Source organism: Bacillus sp. AP50 (genome assembly GCF_040492675.1).
Lineage (GTDB): Bacteria > Bacillota > Bacilli > Bacillales > Bacillaceae_G > Bacillus_A > Bacillus_A cereus.
The window spans coordinates 1-22124 of the sequence record NZ_JBEUTW010000095.1 but is presented as its reverse complement, the minus strand read 5'-3'; the positions used below and the strand labels follow the sequence as shown (position 1 = coordinate 22124).

Below are 22124 nucleotides of genomic sequence, written 5' to 3'. Positions count from 1 at the left end.
TTTTGAAATAATATGAAAACGCTATCATTTGTAATATCCTATAATGAAACTGTAGATTTATACTATACATTGCCCTCATCATAGTAAATTTCGGATAAGGTATCGCTTTTAGTAGGATAATAAGGTGAAAAAATCGGAGGGGGTTGTAACATGTTAAAGAAAAAAGTTCAAATTGGTCGTAAAATGGATGAAATTACAGTAGGAGAGAAATTATCTATCACTGAAAAAATTGAGGATAAAGATTTGTTATTGTACTTAGGGTTAACGAATGATGCCAATCCATTATATATTCAGCATGATTACGCATCCCAAACTCCGTATGAAAAGCCGATTGTACCAAGCATTATGCTAACGGGAATGATTACAACGGCGGTTACGAAATATTTACCGGGTCCAGGAAGTCATATTACGAGAAAGGACCTTACATTCGTGAAACATGTTCACCATTATGAAACGTTACAAATCCACTTTGAAGTTGTGGCTGTTTCTGAGGAGGAACATACAATTGATATGCTTGTATCTGCTCATGATGAAAAAGGAGAAACTGTTGTAAAGGGTTCATTAACAGTAACGCCACCTTATAAATCTGTTTCCATTATGGAAAAAGCATTAGATAACTTTTAAAAGATGAAACTAAAAATAGCGCTAGCATACCTTTAATAAGGATGCTAGCGCTATTTTTAGTTGAAAAACCCTTCTTTGAACCCTTCAGCAAATTCTGAGCAACCCGTTTTAATCGTATCCCAGCTAGGAGCGTTAAAAGCAAGGATACATGTGACTGCTAAAGATAGAATGGATAGTATTAGTCGCATAATAGACCTCCGAATATTATTAATTTATATATTAAGATTAATAATATTATTATCGGTAATTGAAGTCAATTAAAGGAGTGGTTTTTTAGGTGAGGTGGAAAAGAGAAGAGTGATCTTTGAAACGGTAAGAGAAGCTGAAGTGTGGGCAGACGGGTTTGTGAATGAAATGTACGGGAGAGTATTTGATGGATATGAAACACCAGATTATAAAATAGCGTATGCTTTATCTTTTCTCTTAGCGCAAAATCGAGAACTCAATATTCATACGGAAGTAGAATTTAATAACGATATGGAAGTATATAAAGTATGGATAACAAAACATAATTGAGGCGAACGTAATTGTTTTTAGGAATAACAATAGCACAATCCGAATCCATTAATAGACAATTATATTGAGAGGGACCTTGTTTTCTAGTATGATGAGAATAACGGGGAAAATACTAGGATGAAGAAGGTTTCAAGTCTATAACTTGGAGGAAAAGAATGAACAATCGTATTTTAGTAGTTGATGATGAGGAATTTATCTTAACTTTAATCGAATTTAATTTACAACAAGCTGGGTTTGAAGTTATAACAGCGATGGATGGAGAAATGGCGCTTCAAAAAGCGACAACAGAACGCCCAGATTTAATTATATTAGATTTAATGCTTCCGAAAATGGATGGTATGGAAGTGTGTAAAGAATTACGATTGCAGCGCGTTATGACGCCGATTTTAATGTTAACGGCAAAAGATGATGAGTTTGATAAGGTGCTAGGCCTTGAACTTGGGGCAGATGATTATATGACAAAGCCATTTAGTCCAAGAGAAGTAGTTGCTCGTGTGAAGGCGATTTTGCGCCGTACGAAATTACAACAAGAAGAACAAGTTGCAGAAGCGCCAGATGAAGATAGCATCACAATTGCAGAACTTAAAATTTTACCGGAGTTTTATGAGGCTTATTTCCAAGGAAGAAAGCTTGAATTAACACCAAAAGAATTTGAACTACTTGTGTATCTTGCGAAAAATAAAAGTCGCGTGTTGACACGTGATCAATTATTAAGTGCTGTATGGAATTATGATTTTGCTGGTGATACACGAATTGTTGATGTTCATATTAGCCATTTGCGCGATAAAATTGAACAAAATACGAAAAAACCGACGTACATTAAAACGATACGTGGTTTAGGATATAAATTAGAGGAGCCAAAAGGGAATGAATAAATTTCGTTCCAGGCTTCTTTTTACATTTGTTTCTCTTATTGTATTTATTTTAGTTGGACTAGGTTTATTACTAGAAACTGTGTTTGAAAACTACTATATAGATCATGCTAAAGAGAGAATGGTAAAAGAGACGGAGTATGTTGCGACGTTAGCAGAAGAGCAAGGTTTTGATAATGTCTTAAAAAATCCATACGTATTTGAAAAGTTAGAAGAAAAAATACCAGCTTCTATCGTATTTTTGGATGAAAAAAAGAAAGTTCAATATAGAAAAGGACAAGAATTGGCATTTAGTCCAGAGACGATTAAAGAACTTTCTTCGGAAGTGGCAAAACAACGAAGTAAAGTAATTACGAAAGAAACGGATCGAAAGAATGAATTTTATCATGCGGTGTTCGTTCAAGATGTAGAAGGAAAACAAGGATACATTTTGGTGAAAAGTATAATTGATCCTTTAAGAGACGTACATCAAAAAACGTGGGGATTATTAATTATCGGATTTGTCATTGCTTGTCTCGTAGTTGTATTTTTAGGTATGAAAATTACAGGGCAATATATTAGACCGATTGAATCGGTTACGAAAGTTGCAATTGAATTGGCAAAGGGTAATTATAAAGCACGTGCATACGAAAGTCATTCGGATGAAACAGGAATGCTGAGTAAAGCGATTAATATTTTAGCACGAAATTTACAAGAGATGACACTTGAACAAGAAATGCAGCAAGATCGTCTGCATACGTTAATTGAAAATATGGGAAGCGGAATGATTTTAATTGATAGCCGAGGATATATAAACCTTGTAAACCGCTCTTATAAGGAAACTTTCCACGTAACAGATGAAGAATATTTAGATCGCTTATATTATGAATCGTTTCATCATACAGAAATTATTGAGCTTGTAGAAGAAATCTTTATGACAGAAGTGAAAGTGCGTAAACAAATGTTATTACCACTTGGAATTGAACGGAAGCATTTCGAAGTATATGGAGCGCCTATTATCGGGACAAACCATGAATGGAAAGGGATTGTTCTCGTATTCCATGACATAACAGAGTTAAAGAAATTAGAACAAATGAGAAAAGACTTTTTAGCGAATGTTTCTCATGAATTAAAGACACCGATTACTTCTATTAAAGGTTTTTCAGAAACACTCTTAGACGGAGCGATGGATAATAAAAAATTCTGCGAACATTTCTTGCACATTATTTTAAAAGAAAGTGAGCGCATGCAAGGATTAATTGAAGATTTATTAGATTTGTCGAAGATCGAACAACAAGGATTTAAATTAAATATGGGAACCGTTGACATGAAGGGGCTGCTTGAAGATATTCATATGGTGCTTGATAATAAAGCAGGAGAAAAAGAAATCTCTTTACAAGTGAATGTATTAAAACGTGCCTCTGTTATTGGAGATCCAAGTCGTTTGAAACAAATCTTTATTAATTTAATTAATAACGCAATCGTATATACACCGGCTGGAGGCGTTGTTTCAGTAGAGTTAGCGGAAGATAAATATAATGCTTATATAAAAGTATCGGATACTGGAATTGGTATTAGTAAAGAGGAAATTCCGCGTATTTTTGAACGTTTCTACCGGGTGGATAAAGCAAGAAGTAGAAATACTGGTGGTACCGGCCTTGGATTGTCGATCGTAAAGCATTTAGTTGAGGCGCATCAAGGTACGATTACAGTAGATAGTGAAGTTGGAGAAGGAACAACGTTTACAGTTGTTTTACCGAAATCAGCAACTGAAAAATAGGATGAAGGATGTTTACAATATATTAACAATGGCTTAATTAAATATTAATAAAGCTCTGTTAATATAATACATGAAAACCCCTTCATCCAAGGAGTAATTTTGGACGAGAATAGTTAAGCTGTTCTCGTCACTTCCCTTTATGCCAATATAAGTCTGTTTTATATATGAAAGAAAATAGCCGTTATTTTTCTTCTCTCTATTAGTCATGTTAATATAGAGAGAGGAAAGGAACGGTTTTTTTCTGTGAAAAAAATCATTTCAAATTTGTATGGGGAGGTTTCGATTTTGGAAAAAAAGGTCGTATTAGTAGATGGTAATAATATCGCGTATCGTGCATTCTTTGCACTACCGCTTTTAAATAACGACAAAGGTATACATACGAACGCAATTTACGGTTTTACAATGATGTTAATGAGAATATTAGAGGAAGAAAAGCCAACTCATATGTTAGTGGCGTTTGATGCAGGCAAAACAACGTTCCGTCATAAAACGTATAGTGAGTATAAAGGAGGGCGTCAAAAGACTCCACCTGAATTATCAGAGCAGTTCCCGTTTATTCGTGAGATGCTGGATGCGTTCAATGTACCGCGTTATGAATTAGAAAATTATGAAGCGGATGACATCATGGGAACGTTAGCGAAAGAAGCGAGTGAGCAAGGGGCAAGTGTAAAAGTTATTTCAGGAGATAAAGATTTACTTCAACTTGTTTCTGATAACACGCTTGTATGTATTCCGCGAAAAGGGATTACAGAAGTGGATGAATATACGAAAGAAGCTTTATTTGAAAAATACAGCTTATCACCAAAGCAAATTATCGATATGAAAGGTTTAATGGGAGACCAGTCAGATAATATACCGGGTGTACCAGGAGTTGGTGAAAAAACGGCAATTAAATTGTTAACACAGTTTGGAACGGTTGAAGCGGTGTATGAAAATATAGATCAAGTAAGTGGGAAGAAATTAAAAGAAAAACTGGAAGAAAATAAAGAACAAGCTCTTATGAGTAAGGATCTTGCAACTATTATTACAGATGCGCCGATTACAGTTCATGTGGATGATATGGCGTATAAAGGATATGAAGCAAGTGATGTCATTCCAATGTTCGAGAGTTTAGGATTTACATCCCTTTTAAATAAATTAGGCGTTACGCCAGAAGAAACTGCTCCAGCTGAATTAGATGATATTACATTTGATATTGTGGAAGAAGTTACAGAAGAAATGCTTCAGCAAGATAGTGCGCTTATCGTTGAAGTACAAGAAGATAACTATCATAAAGCAGACATTCAAGGTTTCGGTATTCAAAATGAAAATGGATGTTACTTTATTCAGACAGACATTGCTCTTAAGTCAGATGCTTTTAAAGAGTGGCTTGCAGATGGAGAAATGAGAAAGCATACATTTGATGCGAAGCGTGCAATCGTTGCACTGAAATGGAATGGGATAGATATGCAAGGGATTGACTTTGATCTATTAATCGCTGCTTATTTACTTGATCCAGCTGATACGGATAAAGACTTCCGTACTGTAGCGAAAATGAAAGAAACGCATGCTGTGAAATCTGATGAAGAAGTTTACGGAAAAGGTGCGAAGCGTGCTGTTCCAAAGTTAGAGGTAGTAGCGGAGCATGTGGCTCGTAAAGTGCATGTATTATATGATGTAAAGCAAACATTCGTTGAAGAGTTAAAGAAGAATGAGCAATATGAACTGTTTACAGAGTTAGAATTGCCGCTTGCACGTGTATTAGCTGATATGGAAGTAAAGGGTGTAAAAGTTGATACAGAGCGTCTTCGTAATATGGGAGAAGAACTTGCGGGTAGATTAAAGGAAATGGAACAGGAAATTTATAAGCTTGCGGGAACAGAATTTAATATTAATTCACCGAAGCAGCTTGGTGTTATTCTGTTTGAGAACTTAAACTTGCCGGTTATTAAAAAGACGAAAACAGGTTATTCTACGTCAGCTGATGTACTAGATAAGCTTATGAATCACCATGAAATTATTCCAAATATTTTACATTATCGTCAATTAGGGAAACTAAATTCAACTTACATTGAAGGTTTATTGAAAGTTGTACATGAAGATTCATCTAAAATTCATACTCGCTTTAATCAAGTGTTAACGCAAACAGGTCGATTAAGTTCAACGGATCCGAACTTGCAAAATATCCCGATTCGATTAGAAGAAGGAAGAAAGATTCGTCAGGCATTTGTTCCGTCAGAAGAAGGATGGATTATGTATGCGGCTGATTACTCACAAATCGAACTGCGTGTATTAGCTCATATTGCAAATGATAAAGGGCTAGTTGAAGCATTCCAACATGATATGGATATTCATACGAAAACAGCTATGGATGTATTTGGCGTTAAAAAAGATGAAGTAACTTCAAATATGAGACGACAAGCGAAAGCTGTTAACTTCGGAATTGTATATGGTATTAGTGATTATGGTCTTTCACAAAACTTAGGAATTACAAGAAAAGCAGCAGCGGAATTTATTGAAAAGTATTTAGAAAGTTTCCCTGGTGTACAAGAATACATGGAGGACATCGTAAAAGATGCGAAACAAAAAGGATATGTGGCTACATTATTAAATCGTCGCCGTTATATTCCAGAAATTACGAGTCGTAATTTCAATTTACGTAGCTTCGCTGAGCGTACAGCGATGAATACACCAATTCAAGGTACTGCCGCAGATATTATTAAAAAAGCGATGATTATTATGGCGGATCGTTTAGAAGAAGAAGGATTACAAGCACGTCTTCTTCTGCAAGTACACGATGAATTGATATTTGAAGCGCCAAAAGAAGAAATTGAAAAATTAGAGAAGCTTGTACCTGAAGTAATGGAGCATGCAATTGAACTTGCAGTTCCGCTGAAAGTTGATTATTCTTACGGTCCAACTTGGTACGACGCAAAATAAGGAAGTGATGAAATGCCTGAATTACCAGAGGTTGAAAACGTCAGACGGACACTTGAAAATCTTGTAACAGGAAAAACGATTGAAGATGTTATTGTTACTTATCCAAAAATAGTGAAACGACCGGATGATGCAGAAATCTTTAAAGAAATGCTAAAAGGCGAGAAGATTGAAAATATAAAGCGAAGAGGAAAGTTTTTGCTTTTATATGTAACGAATTATGTTATTGTTTCACATTTGCGTATGGAAGGTAAGTTTTTACTACATCAAGAGGATGAGCCGATTGATAAACATACGCACGTCCGTTTCTTATTTACAGATGGAACGGAATTACATTATAAAGATGTGAGAAAGTTTGGTACGATGCATCTCTTTAAGAAAGGTGAAGAAATGAACCAAATGCCTCTTGCGGACTTAGGTCCGGAGCCATTTGATGCTGAAATGACACCGCAGTATTTACAAGAAAGATTACAAAAGACAAATCGTAAAATAAAAGTTGTGCTACTGGATCAGCGTCTTTTAGTAGGGCTTGGAAATATATATGTAGATGAAGTTTTATTCCGTTCTCAAATTCATCCGGAACGAGAAGCTTCGTCTTTAACAGTAGAAGAAATTGAGCGAATTTATGAGGCTACCGTTACAACGCTAGGCGAAGCAGTAAAGCGTGGCGGAAGTACAATTCGGACGTATATCAACTCACAAGGGCAAATTGGTTCTTTCCAAGAACTCCTAAATGTATATGGGAAAAAAGGAGAGCCGTGCGTAACTTGTGGCACGATATTAGAAAAAACAGTTGTTGGCGGGCGAGGAACGCATTACTGCCCAATTTGTCAGCCTAGAATATAGAAAAGAGATAACATCGGATAGGCATTTGTCATATACATACAGCAGAGCTATGTATAAGGGAGGAGCTTACCGATGTACCTTTATTTATCTCTTATTTTATTAGCTTTTACATTAAGCTTGGATAGCTGTAGTGTAGGGCTAACATATGGTTTAAGAAGCGTAAGAATTCCACTAAGATCAATTATAATTATCGGAATGTGTTCAGCGGCTGTTATGCTTGTTTCAATGGGAATTGGACATATGATCGCGAAAGTATTTTCACCTGTTATCGCAACGCGTATCGGTGGGCTTGTTCTTATTGGAATAGGGATTTGGGTATTATATCAATTTTTTCGAAGTGAGAAAAAAGAAGAACCGAAGCAAGAGGAGAAGGTCTGGAAATTAGAGATTGCCTCACTAGGGCTAGTGATTCAAATTTTACGGAAACCGACTGTAGCAGATTTTGATAAATCAGGCACCATTTCTGCAGGAGAAGCATTGCTTCTTGGTATCGCTCTTTCTGTAGACTCATTTGGTGCCGGAATTGGTGCATCTTTATTAGGGTATGCACCCGCTATGATGGCGATATTAGTTGCAATTATGAGTTCTTTGTTTTTATTTATTGGAATGAAACTTGGAACGGTTTTATCGAATATGAAGTGGTTACAAAAATTTACATTCCTGCCTGGAGTATTACTCATTATTATTGGAATTTGGAAAATGTAAGTATGGGCGTGGAACATTAGTTTCGCGCCTTTTATTATGAGGAGGATTATGATGACAGTAGTAATTGGATTAACAGGAGGCATTGCAAGTGGAAAAAGTACAGTGTCTCAAATGTTTCGTGAACTGAGCATACCAGTTATTGATGCAGATATTATTGCACGAGAAGTTGTAGAGCGAGGAAAACCAGCATATAACAAAATAGTAGAAGTATTTGGAACGGAAGTGTTACAAGAAGATGGAGAACTAGATCGTCCAAAACTAGGAAGTGTCGTTTTCTATAATGAAGAAAAACGATTGCAGTTAAATAAAATTGTTCATCCTGCAGTGCGTGAGGAAATGAATAGGCAAAAGGAAATGTACATAAAAGAAGGTATGCAAGCGGTTGTGTTAGATATTCCTCTCTTATTTGAAAGCAAATTAACAAGTCTCGTTGACCGCATTTTAGTTGTAGCGGTTAAGCCGCATACGCAATTAGAACGTTTAATGAAACGAAATAACTTTTCAGAAGAAGAAGCAACAGCTCGTATTCAATCTCAAATGCCGTTAGAAGAAAAAGTGAAAAATGCAGATGAAGTGATAAATAATGATGGCACAATTATGGGAACGAAAACACAATTGCAGGTAATTTTAAAGAAGTGGAACATTATTGACTAAAAAATTGTGAAATTAATGAAAATGCTTAGTGACATATCCCCTTTTTGTGTTATACTATTATTGGGATTGGAGATAAATAGTATAACGCATTCAAGGGGGATAACATATTATGACTCGTGTGGCAATTAATGGATTTGGACGTATTGGGAGAATGGTATTTCGTCAAGCAATAAAAGAAAGCGCATTCGAAATTGTAGCAATCAATGCAAGCTATCCATCTGAAACGTTAGCACACTTAATTAAATATGATACAGTTCATGGCAAGTTTGACGGAACAGTAGAAGCATTTGAAGATCACTTATTAGTTGATGGAAAAATGATTCGCCTTTTAAACAACCGCGATCCAAAGGAATTGCCTTGGACAGATTTAGGTGTTGAAGTTGTAATTGAAGCAACTGGTAAATTTAATTCAAAAGAAAAAGCAATTCTTCACGTTGAAGCTGGAGCGAAAAAAGTAATTTTAACAGCGCCTGGTAAAAATGAAGATGTAACAATTGTAGTTGGTGTGAACGAAGACCAATTAGATATTACAAAACATACTGTTATTTCAAATGCATCTTGTACAACAAACTGTTTAGCGCCTGTTGTGAAGGTGTTAGATGAGCAGTTTGGAATTGAAAACGGTTTAATGACGACAGTTCACGCTTATACAAATGACCAAAAAAATATTGATAACCCACATAAAGATTTAAGAAGAGCACGTGCTTGCGGACAATCAATCATTCCGACAACGACAGGTGCTGCGAAAGCGCTAGCAAAAGTTCTTCCACATTTAAACGGAAAACTTCATGGTATGGCACTTCGTGTACCAACACCAAACGTGTCTCTTGTTGATTTAGTAGTAGATGTAAAACGCGATGTGACAGTTGAAGCCATTAACGATGCATTCAAAACTGTTGCAAACGGTGCGTTAAAAGGTATTGTAGAATTCAGCGAAGAGCCTTTAGTATCTATCGACTTTAATACAAATACACACTCAGCTATTATTGATGGTTTATCTACAATGGTAATGGGTGATCGTAAAGTGAAAGTACTTGCTTGGTATGATAACGAGTGGGGCTACTCTCGTCGTGTTGTAGATCTTGTAACGTTAGTTGTTGAAGAGTTAGCGAAACAAGAAAATGTGCAACACATTTAAGTGAATAAGGGAGGAGAGGGCAAGGCAACATTTGCCCTCTTTTTTTAATTTTTTCTGAAAAGGAAAAAAATTATATAAGTATATTTAAAAAAGTGGACATACCACGAAGCGTTGTGATTACTGCATTTGTGAATCGTTTATTTTTTTTAGGGAAAAGTAAAGAGGAAAATATGACAGAAAATCGAAAAAACTGTTGTTGCAAAATGAAAATAAACAAAGTATACTAACACTCGTAAACTTAAGAGCTGAGGTACGTAGTCACTACTTAAAGGGTTAGGACCTCTCTGGACTAACTTTCCCCCGTGGTAGTGGAGCAAGCCAAATTGCAAATTAGTTTTCAATTCGAACAGTTAGAATAAATTTACAAGGGGGAACTGTAGAATGGATACTATGGATACGATGGGTCGTCACGTGATTGCTGAACTTTGGGATTGCGATTTCGACAAACTGAATGACATGCCGTACATTGAACAATTATTTGTGGATGCAGCACTAAAAGCTGGTGCTGAAGTGCGTGAGGTTGCTTTCCATAAATTTGCACCACAAGGTGTAAGTGGAGTAGTAATTATCTCGGAATCACATTTAACAATTCATAGCTTTCCGGAGCACGGTTACGCAAGTATTGATGTTTATACTTGTGGGGATCGTATTGATCCAAATGTTGCTGCAGAATATATTGCAGAAGGTTTAAACGCGAAAACGCGTGAGAGCATCGAGCTTCCTCGAGGAACTGGTAGCTTCGAAATTAAGCAGAGAGAAACAAAAGCTCTTTAAAAAAGAACATAATTGATTTAAAATGTAAAGAGGTGTATAATGCACCTCTTTTTTAGTTTATAAAAAAGGAAAAATATAACGTACTCGTTAGTTGAATAAATTGGATTCTTGCAAATGAGGTAGTGCTCTATATACCATCTTATTTTTAAGGATGAGATGATAAAGTGATGCGCTGAAACTTAAAGTGGTAAGAGAGTTAGAATGAGTTATATAATATTGTATATATATTTTAGGTGAAGTGAGTAGAGAAAAATAAAGAGTATAGTGTAAAGGAGTGAATGTATTGCGTTGTCCATCCTGTTCTCATAATGGTACAAGAGTGTTAGATTCGCGTCCGGTAGACGAGGGGCGCTCTATTCGAAGAAGGAGAGAGTGTGAAAGCTGCTTAAGTCGCTTTACGACCTTTGAAAGGGTAGAAGAGTCACCTCTTATCGTTGTAAAAAAAGAAGGCACACGAGAAGAGTTTAATAAAGAAAAGATTTTACGTGGTTTAATTAAAGCGTGTGAAAAAAGACCAGTATCTTTAAGACAATTAGAAGAAGTAACACAAAGCGTGGAACGTGAACTGCGTAATTTAGGTATATCAGAAGTGAAAAGTGATATGATTGGTGAAATTGTCATGGAAGAACTTCGCGATATTGATGATGTTGCTTACGTACGTTTTGCTTCTGTATATCGTCAATTTAAAGATTTAAATGTATTTATTGAAGAATTAAAAGATATACTGCAAAAAGAAAGAGAGTAGAAGTTGTATTTTATTCTCTTTACATACCGTAAGTAATAGGATAAGAGAGCTAGAAGCGCAAGCTAATAGCTCTTTTTCACTAAGAATTTATATAATGAAGATAGAACGAATGAAGTAGAGGATAGATTGGATGAGAGAAAGGAAAAGCAAGAATGGAAAAACAGTCATGGATGGAGCTATTGCCGATTGATCGTTATAAAGTAAGTGCGAAAGGGCTACTGCACAATTACGACCGAAAAGTGTTAACGATGTTGTATCAGCCGTTAATAGGTAGTAGAGCTTTTAGCTTATACATGACACTATGGGGAGAGCTAGAGCAAGATCGTGTATTTGGAAAAGAGAATACGCATCATTCCCTTATGGTGACTATGCAAATGCAACTTCCTGAAATATATGAGGAACGAGTAAAGTTAGAGGCAATTGGGCTATTGAAGGTATATATTAAGAAAGAAAAAGATATTCGAATGTTCATATATGAGTTGCAACCACCTTTATCTCCGAAGCAGTTTTTTGATGATATTGTTTTAAGTATCTTTTTATACAATCGATTGAGCCGGACAAAATATAATCAAGTAAAGCAATATTTCTTAGAAGAAGAATTTGATTTTGCTTCTTATGAAAATGTTACGCGTTCTTTCAATGATGTGTTTGGTTCGTTTAATCCAGGACAGCTTGAGCATGCGCAAGAAGACCTTCGTATTCCAAAAACGACAACTATGCCAAGTAACGAGAAGGGAGACGCTCCGAAAGTTTGGAATGATTTCTTTGATTTCTCTTTATTTGTAGATGGATTGTCCGCTCTTGTTCCTAAAAAGGCGATTACAGATCAAGTGAGAGACTGCGTTATAACACTTGCTTACGTGTATGGTGTAGATGTGTTATCGATGCAAAATATCGTTCTTGGTGCAGTGACAGAGATGCAAACAATTGATACGGAAAGGCTTAGAAAAGGAGCGCGCGATTGGTATCAATTTGAAAATGGTCAAGCATTACCGGTATTAAGTGAAAGAGTACAGCCTCATGCTGCACGTACGATGAAAGAGAAAGAGCCTTCATCGCAAGAGGAGATGTTAATAAAGCAGCTAGAGGAAATCTCGCCAAAACAACTATTGAAAGAGATTTCTGGTGGTGCAGAGGCAACGAAAGCGGACTTGCAGATCGTTGAAGATGTCATGATTAATCAAAAATTGACACCAGGAGTTGTGAATGTACTTATTTATTACGTTATGCTACGCTCAGATATGAAACTTGCGAAAACGTATGTCGAGAAGATTGCTGGGCATTGGGCACGTAAAAAGGTCGGTACAGTAGCGGACGCGATGGCGTTAGCGAAAGAAGAGAACCGTCAATATCAAGAGTGGGCTGAGACGAAGAAAAAAGGCCGTACGGCGAAGAAAACGGTGCGGAAAGAAATGGTGCCAGATTGGCTTAAGGAAGAAGAGCCGAAAGAACAAGAGAAAGAAACAGAGAAGAAAGATACAAGTGTAGAAAAAGATGCAAGTACGCTAGAAGATGAAAGAAAACGACTAGAAGAAGTGTTAAAAAAATATAAGCGTGATTAATAGAAGAGAATGAACGCTCTTTGAGGTGAGAAAATGGAGCATATTCAAAATTCATTTGCAAAATTAATGGAAAATGAAAACTTTAAAAATAGATATGAAGTACTAAAGGCAGAAGTAATGGCGCATCCGCGTGTGAAAGAATTTATAGACGAACATAAGGGTGAAGTAACGACTTCTATGATTGAGCGCAGTCTTGTGAAGTTATATGAATATATTGGACAAAGTGTAGGTTGCGTGGATTGTCCGGATTTAGGTTCATGTAAAAATATGCTACAAGGTTATGAGCCAAAGCTTGTTATTCAAGGGAAGATGATTGATATTCAATACGATCGCTGCGTTAGAAAAGTAGCGCATGACGAGAGAAAGAAATATGAAAAACTCGTTCAAAGTGTATATATGCCAACGGATATTTTGCAGGCAACTATGGAAAACTTAGACCCTTCTGATTTAAATGCACGTATCGATGCAATTGGTGCAGCGAATGAATTTTTAAGTACATATGAACCAGGTCAAAAAGCACAAGGTTTATATTTGTACGGTAAATTTGGTGTAGGAAAAACGTACCTTTTAGGAGCAATAGCGAACGAGCTTGCTCGAAAGAAAATAAGTTCGATGCTCGTATACTTCCCGGAATTTTTACGTGAAATTAAAAGTTCAATTCAAGATAATTCGATTGGTGAAAAGATTGATGCGGTTAAACGCGTACAAGTTTTAATGTTAGACGATATCGGGGCAGAAGCGATGTCAAGCTTTGTGCGTGACGATGTGCTTGGTGCAATCTTGCAATTCCGTATGTTAGAAAACTTACCGACGTTCTTTACGTCTAATTTTGATTTTAAACAACTGGAACACCATTTAACGTATACGCAGCGTGGTGAGGCTGAAGAAATGAAAGCAGCACGTATTATGGAGAGAATTAAATATTTAGCGAAACCAATTCCAATTGGTGGGAAAAACCGTCGTCATAAGTAAAAGAGTAAGCTTCTCAGCTTGCTCTTTTTTTGTATTATAGTGATATTTTCTTTTCGAATATGAGATCGAAATATTCAGATTGTCCAGAACTGCCAAACGTAGGGGCAACAATCTGTACGAACCTCCAGCCATCTCTAGCATGTTCTTGAATAATTTCTTGGTAGTCTTCAGCTGGTTTTGAGCGAGTGAACCCCCAATGTAATTCGACTTTTACGAATTTATATTCAAACATTCAGATACCCCCTTTTATTGATAAGTAAAGTATACAATAAAAATTCATAGTAGCTTGTATCATTTTTTTCTCCCTCCCTTAATATATATAAAATTAGCAAGCCATATTGAGTGGATTTTCTAACGATAGGAAATGTGATTCTACTAAGAGTGAAATTCACGCGGGACGGACTCTTATAGGATTTGTAACGTATAGATACAGTCCTTTAGAGCGGGGATAAAAGGGGGGACAAAAGTGATTGAAATTTGCTTCGAAGAAAAAAATGATGCTATGCACGTATATAGACAATTGCTGAAAAGAGCGGAAGTGTTATATAAGGAAACGAGTGTGTATTTACAGGAACAAAAAGTGGTGATTCACATACCAGTACGTGAATCGAATTATATTGAAAAAATCTTATTGCCAGTAATGGTGTATTTCATTGTGAATGTGAAACAAAATGAGTGGATTTATACGATTTTAAAAGAAAAGTTTTTTTATGAAGAACAAGAAGAGTGTCATCAAATATTGCACATGGCACATGAGATTTTAAAGGGAAGAAGAAAAGGTGTAGCTCAGGATTTAACGCGTAACGCATTTGAGTCATATATTAAGTCTTCTTTAAATAATTGGCTTTGTGATCCGCTCTCATTCTCGTTTTCATCATATATCCGTTTTCGTCTTCGTACATATAGGGAAATGGTGGCTAAACTTGCGGAAGTGGCAATTGATGAATATAAGATGGAGCAAGAATACCAAATGTTCATTGAGACGCTTCGGCAACAAGTAAGTAGCCGTAAATCACGTTTGTCTTGCGTGCATCTTATTTTTGATGAAAGCTTTATCTTTTATGATGATAAAGGTAGACGTTTAAAACAGGAGAAGTTGGTCCAATATATAGATGAGGAATTATTAAAGCAAAATGATGTATATATTGATACGAAAGTAATTGCGCCGCTTCTTTCTATTTCGCCTAAAAAGATTTATTTATATACGAAAGAACAAGACCATAATATGATTATTACTTTGCGAAATGTGTTCCAAGAACGGGTCCAATTACATGGATTACATGATTTTGAGCGCAATGTGAAAAATTTAAAAAATAAAGGTAACGCCCTTGATTTTCTAAGTTTTTGAGCATATAATTACCTACATAAATGAAATATATTGAAATGTCATGATGAGGACATGAGTAGTTTTCTACGATTTTCAGAGAGGGAAGCCTTAGGGTGTGAGCTTCCTAGTACGGGATTATTACTTACCACCTCTAAACTTTAGCAGTGAACGGTTTTTCTAGTAATTGCTAACGGACAACACCGTTATGTTGAACTTGAGCAATTAACAATTATGTTAATTGGAACAAGGGTGGAACCACGAATTCAACACTCGTCCCTTTTTACGGGATGAGTGTTTTTTATTTTGAGAAAAAGAGGAGTGACCAGTGATGGCAGATGTAGTTAAAATTACTTTCCCTGATGGAGCTGTGAAGGAGTTTCCAAAAGGCGTAACAACTGAAGAAATCGCAGCTTCTATTAGCCCAGGCTTAAAGAAAAAAGCTGTAGCTGGAAAATTAAACGATGAGATGATCGATCTTGTTACACCAATCGAAGAAGATGGTGCAGTTTCTATCATTACATTAGATTCTGAAGATGGCCTATATATTTTACGCCATTCAACAGCCCACCTTTTAGCACAAGCGTTAAAACGTTTATATAAAGATGTTAAGGTTGAGCTTGGCATTGGTCCAGTAATTGAAAATGGCTTCTACTACGATATTGATATGGAAGAAGCAATTACAGTTGAAGACTTCAAGAAAATCGAAAAAGAAATGCAAAAAATCGTGAACGAGAACTTAGAAATCGTTCGTCATGAAGTACCACGTGCAGAAGCAATTCGTCGCTTTGAAGAAATCGGCGATGAGTTAAAATTAGATTTAATTAACGATCTTCCAGAAGATGCAGTTATTTCAATCTATGAGCAAGGCGAATTTTTCGACCTTTGTCGTGGTGTTCACCTTCCATCTACAGGGAAAATTAAAGTGTTTAAATTATTAAGCGTTGCAGGTGCTTACTGGCGCGGCGATAGCAATAATAAAATGCTACAACGTATTTACGGTACTGCATTCGTTAAGAAAGCAGAATTAGATGAGCACTTACGTATGCTTGAAGAAGCGAAAGAGCGCGATCACCGTAAATTAGGTAAAGAATTAAAACTATTTACTAATAGCCAAAAAGTAGGACAAGGTTTACCACTTTGGTTACCAAAAGGTGCAACAATCCGCCGCATTATCGAGCGTTACATCGTTGATAAAGAAGCAAGCTTAGGCTATGATCACGTATATACTCCAGTACTAGGGAGCAGAGAGCTTTATGAAACTTCTGGTCACTGGAACCACTACCGTGATGGCATGTTCCCATCAATGGAAATGGATAACGAAGAATTAGTTCTTCGTCCAATGAACTGTCCTCATCATATGATGGTTTATAAAAATGATATTCACAGCTACCGTGAATTACCAATCCGTATTGCAGAACTTGGAACAATGCACCGTTATGAAATGTCAGGTGCGTTATCTGGATTACAACGTGTACGCGGAATGACTTTAAACGATGCGCACATTTTCGTTCGTCCAGATCAAATTAAAGAAGAGTTAAAACGTGTTGTAAACTTAACTCTAGAAGTGTACAAAGATTTCGGTTTAGAGAACTACTCATTCCGTCTATCTTACCGCGACCCAGCAGATACTAAAAAGTATTATGCGGATGATGAGATGTGGGAAAAAGCACAAGGTATGTTAAAAGAAGCTATGGATGAAATGGGTCTTGATTACTATGAAGCTGAAGGTGAAGCGGCATTCTACGGTCCAAAACTTGATGTTCAAGTTCGTACTGCTCTTGGAAAAGACGAAACACTTTCAACTGTACAATTAGACTTCTTACTTCCAGAACGCTTTGAATTATCATACGTTGGCGAAGACGGTAAACAACATCGTCCAGTTGTAATTCACCGTGGTGTTGTATCAACTATGGAACGTTTTGTAGCCTTCTTAATTGAAGAATACAAAGGTGCATTCCCAACATGGTTAGCTCCAGTTCAAGTACAAGTAATTCCAGTTTCTCCGCAAGTACATTTAGACTATGCGAAGAAAGTACAAGACGAATTGCGTCGTGCTGGTATCCGTGTTGAATTAGACACTCGTGAAGAGAAGATCGGTTACAAAATCCGTGAAGCACAAATGCAAAAAATTCCGTACATGCTTGTAGTAGGTGACAATGAAGTAACTGAAAACGGCGTAAACGTACGTAAATATGGTGAACAAAAATCAGAAACAATCGCATTAGATGCTTTTGTTGACATGATTAAAGTAGAAGGAAAACGATAAGAAAAAGCCGCGGTATACCGCGGCTTTTTTATGTAATATACTCGAGAGAAATTAGAAAAAATAACCATGTGACACTTATCATAAAAAAGTATTGCAAGTATGTTAGTTGTTTGTTACAATATTTCTTGTTGTTAGTAAAACACATCGCGTCTTCTTGACAGACGTCATGTCCTATGATAAACTCATCAAGGATAATAGAATATTGTTTTGTGGAACAAGTAGAAGCACCCGCTTCTCACCTGATGGACGCATTCGCAGTTAACAGGTAAATGTATTTCTTACTTAAGATTTTACAAGTGTGGGTGTCGTATGCCCGCACTTTTTTTGTTCGGGTTCTATGACTACAAAATATGTTCTGAGAAAACCTTGGAGGTGGCTTACTATTAGCAAGGATATGATGATTAACGAGCAAATTCGTGCACGTGAAGTACGTTTAGTTGGCGCAAATGGCGATCAACTTGGAATCAAGTCTCGTAATGACGCTTTAGACTTAGCTGCAAATCTTAATCTTGATTTAGTATTAGTTGCTCCAAATGCGAAACCGCCAGTATGCCGCATTATGGACTACGGTAAATTCCGCTTTGAGCAACAGAAGAAAGAAAAAGAGCAGCGCAAAAATCAAAAAGTAATTAGCATGAAAGAAGTTCGTTTAAGTCCAACAATTGATGAACACGACTTTAACACAAAACTTCGTAATGCTATCAAGTTTTTAGAGAAAGGCGACAAGGTTAAAGCGTCAATTCGCTTTAAAGGACGTGCCATTACTCATAAAGAAATCGGTCAACGTGTTTTAGATCGCTTCTCAGAAGCTTGTGCTGAAGTTAGTACAGTTGAATCTAAGCCTAAAATGGAAGGACGCAGTATGTTCTTAGTTTTAGCACCGAAAAACGATAAGTAATAGATAGAGGAGGAAATACCTATGCCTAAACAAAAAACTCATCGCGGCGCTGCAAAGCGTTTCAAAAAGACTGGATCAGGTAAACTGAAACGTTCTCACGCTTACACAAGCCATTTATTCGCTAACAAATCTACAAAAGCTAAACGTAAACTACGTAAAGCTGGTGTAGTAAGCGCTGGTGACTTCAAACGCATTCGTCAAATGCTTGACAACTTAAAATAAGTTCGGCTGATATATAGAACAATTAGGAGGTAATATTATGCCAAGAGTAAAAGGTGGTACAGTTACTCGTCAACGTCGTAAAAAAGTAATTAAATTAGCAAAAGGTTACTACGGTTCAAAAAATACATTATTCAAGGTTGCTAACCAACAGGTTATGAAATCTCTAATGTATGCATTCCGTGACCGCCGTCAAAAGAAACGTGACTTCCGTAAATTATGGATTACACGTATCAACGCAGCAGCTCGTATGAATGGTCTTTCTTACAGCCGCTTAATGCACGGTCTTAAAAATGCTGGCATCGAAGTTAACCGCAAGATGCTTGCTGACTTAGCTGTTCATGACGAAAAAGCTTTCGCTGAATTAGCAACAGTTGCAAAAAACAACATTAACTAATTAATTAGTTAAAACCTTAGAAGAATTTTCTTCTAAGGTTTTTTATTTGTATTCAAAGAGAAGTTAGAAGTGAAAAGAAATTCTAAAGATTAACGACTATGTCATTATCAATATGACAAAATCAATATAAAAGTTATAGCAGTATAGAAGAATATACATATGAAGTCAGGAGAATACTCCTGGCTTTTTTTAATTCTGCTCTTTTGGAAAGAAGAGTATCTTTCCTAGCCGAAACGACACTGCTATAATGGAAAGATGATATGGAACTTTCATCAGATGAACAATTTAAGAGCGATGACTGAAACGTATTTGTAAATTAAGGACAAGCTATTTTATAAAGAGGTAGATAGCTGACTTATTCATAAGAACTGAAACATAATAATGAACTTTGAGATGAAACAACATTGTTGCGTAAAATGCGATGTTGGAGGAGGACAATAGAATGGACTTACTACAACTATTTAAATTACAAAAAGAATTAGATGACCGTATTGCAAAAGAACATGACTTACAACCGAAAAAATTGTTAAAAGAAAAAATGTTAGCTCTTCTTGTAGAAATTGGAGAACTTGCAAATGAAACACGTTGTTTTAAATATTGGAGCAACAAACCAGCTTCGGAGCGTGAAGTGATATTAGAAGAGTACGTAGATGGTTTGCATTTTATTTTATCAATCGGAATTGATTTAGGTATTGATAAAAACTTCCTATTCTATAAATGTGCACAAACGAATAAAACACAAGTGGAAATTTTCTTAGACACATATGCGAAAGTAATTCGTTTTACAGATCAACCATCTATTACAAACTATATTGAATTATTTACGAGCTATCTTCGACTTGGACAAGCACTTGAATTTGAGCAAGAAGAGATTGAAAAAGCATATTTAGATAAAAATGAAGTAAATCATCAGCGTCAAACACAAGGATACTAATTTAATTTTTGAATATTTCAATTTAATTATTGTATAATGAATTGACTGAAGAAAAAGGAGGGTGTTGGCAATGACAAAATTAGACGCGACATTGACAATGCTAAAAGAATTAACGGATGCACGTGGTATTGCTGGTAACGAACGTGAACCACGTGAAGTAATGAAGAAATATATCGAGCCGTTTGCGGACGAACTTTCTACTGATAACTTAGGGAGTTTAGTTGCAAAAAAAGTAGGGGAAGAAAACGGCCCGAAAATTATGGTTGCAGGTCATTTGGATGAAGTTGGATTTATGATTACACAAATCGATGACAAAGGTTTCCTTCGCTTCCAAACGGTTGGTGGCTGGTGGTCACAAGTTATGCTTGCGCAACGCGTGACGATTGTAACGCGTAAAGGAGATGTAACAGGTGTAATTGGTTCAAAACCACCGCACATTTTACCTCCAGAAGCTCGTAAAAAGCCAGTTGAAATTAAAGACATGTTCATCGATATCGGTGCTTCTAGCCAAGAAGAAGCAATGGAGTGGGGCGTACGACCAGGAGATCAAGTTGTACCTTACTTTGAATTCCAAGTGATGAAGAATGAAAAAATGTTACTTGCAAAAGCATGGGATAACCGAATCGGTTGTGCAATTGCAATTGACGTATTAAAACAATTAAAAGATGAAAAGCATCCAAACGTTGTATATGGCGTTGGAACTGTACAAGAAGAAGTTGGTCTTCGTGGCGCAAAAACATCTGCGAATTATATTAAACCAGATATCGCGTTCGCAGTAGATGTTGGTATCGCTGGAGATACACCGGGTGTAACGTCAAAAGAAGCACAAAGTAAAATGGGCGATGGACCACAAATCATTTTATATGATGCTTCTGTTATTGGACATACAGGTTTACGTGATTTCGTAGTTGATGTTGCTGATGAATTACAAATCCCTTATCAATATGATTCAGTAGCGGGCGGAGGAACGGATGCGGGTGCGATTCACATTGCTGTAAATGGTATTCCTTCTATGGCAATTACAATTGCGACGCGCTATATCCATTCTCATGCGGCAATGTTACACCGTGATGATTATGAAAATGCAGTGAAGTTAATTGTAGAAGTTATTAAACGTCTTGATAAAGAGGCTGTACATAACATTACATTTAATTAATAGAAAAAGCGAAGGAGATTCTCCTTCGCTTTTTTATGTTTTAAAAAGGCCGTTCTAATCCTGCTGCAGTATGAGCGCCTAAAATAATTAAACGAGTTAATTGCATCGCCATAAAATGCGGAGTATATATCATTCCTCTTTTTAACCATGACATAATCATTCCGATGTGAGCCCCTGTCACATAACTAATCAAAATATCACGAGGAACCATAAGATCTTCATCATCTGGTTGTGAAATAGACAAGCTTAATGTTAAATGCACTTGTATTGTTTTCATCATTTTATAAGAGTAGTTTCCGGCAGCTTTATCCCCAAGCATAACGTTATAAAAGTTTACATTTTCTGCGATATGTTCGAATAAAGCCAAAAAAGTAGGGTGAGGTGAATCAAATGTAAGTTGAAAATCTTCTTTATTTCTATTTTTCGGTTTAATTACTTCTGCTAGCTTCTCTAACATTTCTTCAATACTTTTGTCTAATAGGTCATATTTATCATGGTAATGGCTATAAAATGTAGCGCGATTTACAGGAGCGCGTTCTGCGATATGTTGCACAGTTACATTTTCAAAGCCTTTTTCGCCTACTAAAGCGACAAAAGCATCCTGAATGAGTTGTCTCGTTCGCTTTACACGTGGATCATTTGTATTTTTAATAGACATTTTTCTTCTCCTCGTTTAATTTTCTATACTTAAACAACATATTGGTATTATATTGTTGTTTAAGCGACATTTCATACGTAAATTGTCGGTTGTAGATTCAAAATAATTATTTATAATTATAAACGATAGTCCTTCAGAAATCAGCACCGCTCGCAGGTAGATAAATTTCGATTTACGCTGCAGATG

22 protein-coding genes, 1 pseudogene and 2 other annotated features are annotated in these 22124 nt (G+C 36.3%); of the genes and pseudogenes, 20 read left to right on the top strand and 3 right to left on the bottom strand.

Annotated elements, in window-relative coordinates; genetic code table 11:
• Nucleotides 1–150 precede the first annotated feature (150 nt).
• On the top strand, nucleotides 151–624 hold the full coding sequence (locus tag ABWK52_RS08900; RefSeq protein WP_000914181.1) for a MaoC family dehydratase: 474 nt from the start codon (nucleotides 151–153) through the stop codon (nucleotides 622–624).
• 56 nt (nucleotides 625–680) lie between these two features.
• On the opposite strand, the gene ABWK52_RS08895 is transcribed toward ABWK52_RS08900, so the two are convergent.
• On the bottom strand, nucleotides 681–812 hold the full coding sequence (locus ABWK52_RS08895) for a hypothetical protein (protein WP_001237022.1): 132 nt from the start codon (nucleotides 810–812) through the stop codon (nucleotides 681–683).
• Between the two features lie 89 nt (nucleotides 813–901).
• Between ABWK52_RS08895 and ABWK52_RS08890 the strand changes: the two are divergent.
• The 12 genes and pseudogenes from ABWK52_RS08890 to dnaI all read left to right on the top strand — a co-directional run bounded on the left by ABWK52_RS08890 (nucleotide 902) and on the right by dnaI (nucleotide 14083).
• Nucleotides 902–1140 (top strand): annotated as a pseudogene (locus ABWK52_RS08890) (hypothetical protein).
• Nucleotides 1141–1295: 155 nt separating this feature from the next.
• On the top strand, nucleotides 1296–2015 hold the full coding sequence (phoP, locus tag ABWK52_RS08885; RefSeq protein ID WP_001065220.1) for a two-component system response regulator PhoP: 720 nt from the start codon (nucleotides 1296–1298) through the stop codon (nucleotides 2013–2015).
• On the top strand, nucleotides 2008–3771 hold the full coding sequence (gene phoR / locus ABWK52_RS08880) for a sensory box histidine kinase PhoR (RefSeq protein ID WP_001032106.1): 1764 nt from the start codon (nucleotides 2008–2010) through the stop codon (nucleotides 3769–3771). Before phoP ends, phoR begins: the two co-directional genes overlap by 8 nt.
• Before the next feature lie 285 nt (nucleotides 3772–4056).
• A complete protein-coding gene (gene polA / locus ABWK52_RS08875; RefSeq protein WP_000412804.1) occupies nucleotides 4057–6690 on the top strand; it encodes a DNA polymerase I in 2634 nt (877 codons plus the stop codon).
• A gap of 12 nt (nucleotides 6691–6702) precedes the next feature.
• Nucleotides 6703–7533 carry a DNA-formamidopyrimidine glycosylase gene (gene mutM, locus ABWK52_RS08870; RefSeq protein WP_001114478.1) on the top strand — a complete coding sequence of 277 codons (831 nt, stop codon included), beginning with the start codon at nucleotides 6703–6705 and terminating at the stop codon, nucleotides 7531–7533.
• A 72-nt stretch (nucleotides 7534–7605) separates the two neighbouring features.
• Nucleotides 7606–8238, top strand: a complete 633-nt coding sequence (gene ytaF, locus ABWK52_RS08865) for a sporulation membrane protein YtaF (protein ID WP_000281743.1) — start codon at nucleotides 7606–7608, stop codon at nucleotides 8236–8238.
• Between the two features lie 51 nt (nucleotides 8239–8289).
• The gene (gene coaE, locus ABWK52_RS08860) at nucleotides 8290–8892 is read left to right on the top strand and encodes a dephospho-CoA kinase (protein ID WP_000219315.1); all 603 of its coding nucleotides are present in this window, start codon (nucleotides 8290–8292) and stop codon (nucleotides 8890–8892) included.
• Nucleotides 8893–9001: 109 nt separating this feature from the next.
• Nucleotides 9002–10030: a glyceraldehyde-3-phosphate dehydrogenase gene (locus ABWK52_RS08855; protein ID WP_000198974.1), complete on the top strand. Its 1029-nt coding sequence runs from the start codon at nucleotides 9002–9004 to the stop codon at nucleotides 10028–10030.
• Between the two features lie 390 nt (nucleotides 10031–10420).
• Nucleotides 10421–10804, top strand: a complete 384-nt coding sequence (gene speD / locus ABWK52_RS08850) for an adenosylmethionine decarboxylase (protein ID WP_098413228.1) — start codon at nucleotides 10421–10423, stop codon at nucleotides 10802–10804.
• Nucleotides 10805–11087: 283 nt separating this feature from the next.
• Nucleotides 11088–11549 (top strand): transcriptional regulator NrdR, encoded by a 462-nt coding sequence (gene nrdR, locus ABWK52_RS08845; RefSeq protein WP_001203687.1) that lies wholly within the window; start codon nucleotides 11088–11090, stop codon nucleotides 11547–11549.
• Between the two features lie 152 nt (nucleotides 11550–11701).
• Nucleotides 11702–13111, top strand: a complete 1410-nt coding sequence (locus ABWK52_RS08840) for a replication initiation and membrane attachment family protein (protein ID WP_000415029.1) — start codon at nucleotides 11702–11704, stop codon at nucleotides 13109–13111.
• 33 nt (nucleotides 13112–13144) lie between these two features.
• Nucleotides 13145–14083, top strand: coding sequence for a primosomal protein DnaI (dnaI, locus tag ABWK52_RS08835; protein WP_061654518.1), 939 nt, complete (start codon nucleotides 13145–13147; stop codon nucleotides 14081–14083).
• A 34-nt stretch (nucleotides 14084–14117) separates the two neighbouring features.
• Here dnaI and ABWK52_RS08830 read toward each other — a convergent pair whose 3' ends face one another.
• Nucleotides 14118–14315: a DUF4177 domain-containing protein gene (locus ABWK52_RS08830; protein WP_098541181.1), complete on the bottom strand. Its 198-nt coding sequence runs from the start codon at nucleotides 14313–14315 to the stop codon at nucleotides 14118–14120.
• A 234-nt stretch (nucleotides 14316–14549) separates the two neighbouring features.
• Between ABWK52_RS08830 and ytxC the strand changes: the two genes are divergently transcribed.
• From ytxC to ABWK52_RS08795, 7 genes are all read left to right on the top strand, one after another.
• Nucleotides 14550–15431: a putative sporulation protein YtxC gene (gene ytxC / locus ABWK52_RS08825; protein ID WP_000569629.1), complete on the top strand. Its 882-nt coding sequence runs from the start codon at nucleotides 14550–14552 to the stop codon at nucleotides 15429–15431.
• A gap of 31 nt (nucleotides 15432–15462) precedes the next feature.
• Nucleotides 15463–15691: a binding site (T-box leader), on the top strand.
• Between the two features lie 47 nt (nucleotides 15692–15738).
• Complete coding sequence (thrS, locus tag ABWK52_RS08820) at nucleotides 15739–17676, top strand: threonine--tRNA ligase (protein ID WP_000786083.1); 1938 nt, start codon at nucleotides 15739–15741, stop codon at nucleotides 17674–17676.
• Nucleotides 17677–17886: 210 nt separating this feature from the next.
• Nucleotides 17887–18007: a sequence feature (ribosomal protein L20 leader region), on the top strand.
• A gap of 63 nt (nucleotides 18008–18070) precedes the next feature.
• Entirely contained in the window at nucleotides 18071–18574 is a 504-nt protein-coding gene (gene infC, locus ABWK52_RS08815) for a translation initiation factor IF-3 (RefSeq protein WP_000973215.1), read from the top strand.
• A 21-nt stretch (nucleotides 18575–18595) separates the two neighbouring features.
• Entirely contained in the window at nucleotides 18596–18796 is a 201-nt protein-coding gene (gene rpmI, locus ABWK52_RS08810; RefSeq protein WP_001125945.1) for a 50S ribosomal protein L35, read from the top strand.
• Nucleotides 18797–18833: 37 nt separating this feature from the next.
• Complete coding sequence (gene rplT / locus ABWK52_RS08805) at nucleotides 18834–19190, top strand: 50S ribosomal protein L20 (protein ID WP_001138362.1); 357 nt, start codon at nucleotides 18834–18836, stop codon at nucleotides 19188–19190.
• A gap of 442 nt (nucleotides 19191–19632) precedes the next feature.
• Nucleotides 19633–20124 (top strand): dUTP diphosphatase, encoded by a 492-nt coding sequence (locus ABWK52_RS08800; protein WP_000365050.1) that lies wholly within the window; start codon nucleotides 19633–19635, stop codon nucleotides 20122–20124.
• A 70-nt stretch (nucleotides 20125–20194) separates the two neighbouring features.
• The gene (locus ABWK52_RS08795; RefSeq protein WP_000163555.1) at nucleotides 20195–21280 is read left to right on the top strand and encodes a M42 family metallopeptidase; all 1086 of its coding nucleotides are present in this window, start codon (nucleotides 20195–20197) and stop codon (nucleotides 21278–21280) included.
• A 40-nt stretch (nucleotides 21281–21320) separates the two neighbouring features.
• On the opposite strand, the gene ABWK52_RS08790 is transcribed toward ABWK52_RS08795, so the two are convergent.
• Nucleotides 21321–21938 carry a TetR/AcrR family transcriptional regulator gene (locus ABWK52_RS08790; RefSeq protein WP_000023661.1) on the bottom strand — a complete coding sequence of 206 codons (618 nt, stop codon included), beginning with the start codon at nucleotides 21936–21938 and terminating at the stop codon, nucleotides 21321–21323.
• Nucleotides 21939–22124: the final 186 nt, after the last annotated feature.

Excerpts from the sequence above, each read along its gene's own strand:
- ABWK52_RS08900 (WP_000914181.1), top strand. The coding sequence starts at position 151 with ATGTTAAAGAAAAAAGTTCAAATTGGTCGTAAAATGGATGAAATTACA.
- ytaF (WP_000281743.1), top strand. The coding sequence starts at position 7,606 with ATGTACCTTTATTTATCTCTTATTTTATTAGCTTTTACATTAAGCTTG.
- thrS (WP_000786083.1), top strand. The coding sequence starts at position 15,739 with ATGGCAGATGTAGTTAAAATTACTTTCCCTGATGGAGCTGTGAAGGAG.
- ABWK52_RS08895 (WP_001237022.1), bottom strand. The coding sequence starts at position 812 with ATGCGACTAATACTATCCATTCTATCTTTAGCAGTCACATGTATCCTT.
- rpmI (WP_001125945.1), top strand. The coding sequence starts at position 18,596 with ATGCCTAAACAAAAAACTCATCGCGGCGCTGCAAAGCGTTTCAAAAAG.
- ABWK52_RS08790 (WP_000023661.1), bottom strand. The coding sequence starts at position 21,938 with ATGTCTATTAAAAATACAAATGATCCACGTGTAAAGCGAACGAGACAA.
- phoR (WP_001032106.1), top strand. The coding sequence starts at position 2,008 with ATGAATAAATTTCGTTCCAGGCTTCTTTTTACATTTGTTTCTCTTATT.
- ABWK52_RS08840 (WP_000415029.1), top strand. The coding sequence starts at position 11,702 with ATGGAAAAACAGTCATGGATGGAGCTATTGCCGATTGATCGTTATAAA.
- ABWK52_RS08800 (WP_000365050.1), top strand. The coding sequence starts at position 19,633 with ATGGACTTACTACAACTATTTAAATTACAAAAAGAATTAGATGACCGT.
- coaE (WP_000219315.1), top strand. The coding sequence starts at position 8,290 with ATGACAGTAGTAATTGGATTAACAGGAGGCATTGCAAGTGGAAAAAGT.
- dnaI (WP_061654518.1), top strand. The coding sequence starts at position 13,145 with ATGGAGCATATTCAAAATTCATTTGCAAAATTAATGGAAAATGAAAAC.
- speD (WP_098413228.1), top strand. The coding sequence starts at position 10,421 with ATGGATACGATGGGTCGTCACGTGATTGCTGAACTTTGGGATTGCGAT.
- rplT (WP_001138362.1), top strand. The coding sequence starts at position 18,834 with ATGCCAAGAGTAAAAGGTGGTACAGTTACTCGTCAACGTCGTAAAAAA.
- phoP (WP_001065220.1), top strand. The coding sequence starts at position 1,296 with ATGAACAATCGTATTTTAGTAGTTGATGATGAGGAATTTATCTTAACT.
- ABWK52_RS08830 (WP_098541181.1), bottom strand. The coding sequence starts at position 14,315 with ATGTTTGAATATAAATTCGTAAAAGTCGAATTACATTGGGGGTTCACT.
- ABWK52_RS08855 (WP_000198974.1), top strand. The coding sequence starts at position 9,002 with ATGACTCGTGTGGCAATTAATGGATTTGGACGTATTGGGAGAATGGTA.
- ABWK52_RS08795 (WP_000163555.1), top strand. The coding sequence starts at position 20,195 with ATGACAAAATTAGACGCGACATTGACAATGCTAAAAGAATTAACGGAT.
- mutM (WP_001114478.1), top strand. The coding sequence starts at position 6,703 with ATGCCTGAATTACCAGAGGTTGAAAACGTCAGACGGACACTTGAAAAT.
- infC (WP_000973215.1), top strand. The coding sequence starts at position 18,071 with ATGATGATTAACGAGCAAATTCGTGCACGTGAAGTACGTTTAGTTGGC.